General features: G+C 75.4%; 4 protein-coding genes. All 4 read right to left on the reverse strand.

The window, feature by feature from the left end:
• Positions 1-26 precede the first annotated feature (26 nt).
• On the reverse strand, positions 27-1,109 hold the full coding sequence (locus ONA70_RS35200; RefSeq protein WP_265010801.1) for an MFS transporter: 1,083 nt from the start codon (positions 1,107-1,109) through the stop codon (positions 27-29).
• Positions 1,106-1,777, reverse strand: a complete 672-nt coding sequence (locus tag ONA70_RS35205; protein WP_265010802.1) for a GntR family transcriptional regulator — start codon at positions 1,775-1,777, stop codon at positions 1,106-1,108. The genes ONA70_RS35200 and ONA70_RS35205 overlap by 4 nt, the downstream gene beginning before the upstream one ends.
• 90 nt (positions 1,778-1,867) lie before the next feature.
• Positions 1,868-2,968, reverse strand: coding sequence for a CapA family protein (locus ONA70_RS35210; protein ID WP_265010803.1), 1,101 nt, complete (start codon positions 2,966-2,968; stop codon positions 1,868-1,870).
• 147 nt (positions 2,969-3,115) lie between these two features.
• Positions 3,116-3,767, reverse strand: a 652-nt coding sequence (locus tag ONA70_RS35215) for an alpha/beta fold hydrolase (RefSeq protein WP_265010804.1), incomplete at its 5' end; no start/stop codon positions are given.

Genomic DNA, 3,767 nt, shown 5'->3' on the forward strand with positions numbered 1-3,767 from the left:
GTCGAGCACCACGCCGACGGCCAGGATCAGCAGGATCGAGGCGACGAACCCGCCGACGTTGACGATCCCGGTGGCGTGCCGATCCGGTGCACCGGGTTGAACGTGCGCGCGTAGTCGAAGCCGATCATCGAGCCGGGGCCGTTGACCGCGAGCACCACCACCAACGCCACCAGCAGCCAGTGCGGCGCGCGGCCCGGCCAGGCCAGCACCACCGCCCAGGCCGCCGCGGTGGCCGCGGTGATCGCGAAGACCACCACCGAGCGGTGGAACGGGTGCCGGGCGCACACGTGCGCGATCACCGGCCCGCAGACCAGGGTCACCACGGTCATCAGGGTGAGCAGGGACGCTGCCGCGGTCGGCGAGAAACCCTGCCCCTGGACCAGGAACGGGTAGCCCCAGAGCAGGGCGAACACCGATCCGGAGAACTGGGTGACGAAGTGGGCCCAGAGCCCGAGCCGGGTGCCCGGCTGGGCCCAGGCGTCGGCGAGCTGGCGGCGTACGGTGGCCAGTTCGGCCGCGACGGCGGTGGGGTGCGCGGCGTGCGGGGTGTCCCGGACCGCGGCGAGGACGAGCAACAGCACGGTCGCGCCGAGCGCCGCGGCGGTGAGGAACGCCGGCGTCCAGCCGGCCCGGTGCAGCAGCGCCACCAGGGGTACGGCGCCGAGCACCGCCCCGAACTGCCCGATGGTGCCGGTGAGCTGCACCAGCAGCGGGTTGCGCCGCCCCGGGAACCAGAACGCCACGATCCGCAGCACGCTGATGAAAGTCATCGCGTCGCCGAGGCCGACCAGCACCCGGGCGACGACGGCGAGGCGCACGTCGGTGGCGACGGCGAAGCAGAGTTGACCGGCCACCATCAGCACCCCGCCGGCCAGCAGCAGCCGGCGGGAGCCGAACCGGTCGAGCAGCACCCCCACCGGCACCTGCATGGCCGCGTACACGGCGAGCTGGGCGACGGAGAACATGGCCAGTGCCGCGGCGTTGATGTGGAACCGCTCGGCGGCGTCGACCCCGGTGACGCCGAGCGAGCTGCGGTGGAAGACGGCGGCCACGTACGCGGTGACCGCGACGGCGTAGACCAGGGCGGCGGGGCGCTTGGCAGTGCTCACCGCAGCGTCCGCAGCACGGTCGCGGCGTGGTCGATGTGCGCGGCGACCGCGTCCAGGAAAACCTGCGGATCGTCACCGTCGAGGGCGGCGACCTGGGCGGCGTGCTCGGCGAGGACCACCTCGGCCCAGCCGGGCGAGAGCCGGAATCCGGCCTCCCCCATCCGGATCTGCCGGTCGCGCAGCCGGTGGTACAGCTCGGCGAGGATCTCGTTGCCGGCCGCCTCCACCACGGTGGCGTGGAAGGCCCGGTCGGCGGCCATCAGGGCGGTGACGTCCCCGGCGGCGTGCGCCCGGCGCATCTCGTCCAGCCGGCGGGCCAGGTCGGCGCGGAGGTCGGCGCGGCGCGGCCAGACCTGCTCGGCGGCGTGCAGCTCCACCAGGCGGCGGGCCTCGATGACGTCGGCGATCTCGCGGGCCGACACCGGCCGGATCAGCGCGCCGCGCTTCGGGTAGAGCTTGACCAGTCCCTCGGCCTCCAGGCGCAGCAGCGCCTCCCGGACCGGGGTGCGGGACACCCCGGTCGCCTCGGCGATCTCGCCCTCGCTGACCAGCAGGCCGCCCGGGTAGACCTGCTCCAGGATGGCGCGCTTGAGGTGCTGGTACGCCCGCTCGGCCGCGGACGGTCCGGCGGCCCGCGCGGTGGTGCCGGCGGCACTGGGATGCGTCATGTATCTATGGTGCGTCCCAGCTCGTCCCCGCCCGTCCCACCCCCGGTGGACGTGGCCCACGCCACCCCCGCCGAACCGCCGCGATCCCGGTCAGCGGGGGACGATCACCCCGGTGCCGTCCACGGTGAACCGGGTCCGGTACGGGGCGCCGAGCGTGTCGAGGAGGTCGGCGAGCCAGCGGGCCTCGGCCGGGTCGGCGGGCTGCAGCCGCATCCGACGCATCCGGACCGGGACGAGCCGCAGCCGGCGCAGCTCACCGGTCTCCGCGTCGAGGGTGGGCAGGTGCAGCAGGCGCAGCTCCGGCCGGTACTCCTCCTGCCCGCCGATGCCCTCGTAGTCGTCGATCAGGTCGCCACAGCCGTACAGGACCAGCCGCCCCCGGTACCGCTCGACCGGGCGGGGGTGGTGGGAGGAGTGCCCGTGGACCACGTGCACCCCGGCGTCGATCAGGGCGTGCGCGAACGCCACGTGCCCGTCCGGGACCTCGTGCCCCCAGTTGCTGCCCCAGTGCACCGAGACCAGCACCAGATCGGCCGCGCCGGCGTGGTGGGCGATCCGGTCGGCGAGCGCCTCGGCCGACGCCACCGAGGCCTCCGGCAGGTACGCCACCCCGGGCCGCCCGCCGGCTGCCGCCCAGTGCGGGAACACCCCGCTCGACGGGGCGCCCACCGACCAGACCAGCAGCCGGCGACCGCCCGGCAGGGGCACCGCGGCGGGCCGCCACGCCTCGTCGCCGTCCCGGCCCGCGCCGGCGGTCCGGATCCCCACCCCGTGCAGGGCGTCCAGGGTGTCGGCGAGCCCGGTCGGGCCGAAGTCCAGGACGTGGTTGTTGCCCAGCGCGCAGACGTCCAGCCGGGCGGCGGTCAGGCAGGCCAGGTTCGCCGGGTGCATCCGGTAGTGGATGCCCTTGCCGGGGGCGTACTCGCCCCGGCCCGTCACCGCCGTCTCCAGGTTGACGATCCGCACGTCCGGGCGCTCCGCGTCGAGCAGCCGCAACGCGTCCCCCCACGGCCACTCGGGCGGGACCGGGCGGGGCACCGGACCGGCGACCGACTCGGCCAGTTCGACGTAGCGGCGCGCGTCGGTGACGGCCTGCTCGCGCAGCCCGGGCGGCCCGGGGTGGGGCAGGATCTGGTCCACGCCCCGGCCGGTCATCACGTCCCCGGCGAGGAAGAGGGTCATCTCGGCCATGACCGACGTGTTCCCCCGGTACGCCCGGTCGCACCTGACCACGGCCGGAATCGGGCGCTTCGCGCGCCGCGGCGACCGGTCCCGCCCGGCGTCGAGGCGGCGCTGCGGATGCTGTCCGAGGTCGGTGGCGCGTCGCCGGCTGCCCCGTCAGTGGGCGGTTGAGCCGGTTTCCGACCAGAACCGCCTGACCACGGCCTCGAACTCGGCGGCCCGTTCGATCTGCGGCATGTGCCCGCAGTCGGGGAAGAGGTGGGTCCGCGCCTGCGGGAACCGGGTGCGGGCGTTGGTCAGGTGCCGTACGGGCAGGATCAGGTCGCGGTCGCCCCAGACCACCAGAGTAGGCAGGCCGAGCGCGGCCACCGCGTCGAGCAGCTCGGCCCGCCACTGCGGGCGGACGCCCCGCCAGGTGCCGAGGCTGCGGACCAGTTCCAGCATCACCCGGGCGGCGTGCGGCTGCCGGGCCGCCGCGAGGGCGGTGGCGATCCGCGCCTCGGTGACGTACGTCGCGTCGTGGAAGATGGCCCGCTCGGTGCGGTGGGCGATCGCCGGGTGCGGGCGCAGCAGCAGCCGGGCGAACGGCAGGGCCAGCAGCCGCAGCGCGAAGGTGACCTCCTTGCCGAAGCCGGCGCTGTTGACCAGGACCAGGCTCGCCGCCCGGGTCGGGTCGGCCACGGCCAGCCGCATCGCCAACGCCCCGCCGAGGGAGTTGCCGACCAGGTGCGCCGGGCCGGTGACCCCGACCGTGTCCAGGACCCCGGCGACGGCCGACGCGAGCGCGGGCAGGGTGTGCGGCACGTCC

The sequence above is a fragment of the Micromonospora yasonensis genome (assembly GCF_026013475.1).
In the GTDB taxonomy this organism is placed as follows: Bacteria; Actinomycetota; Actinomycetes; order Mycobacteriales; family Micromonosporaceae; genus Micromonospora; species Micromonospora yasonensis.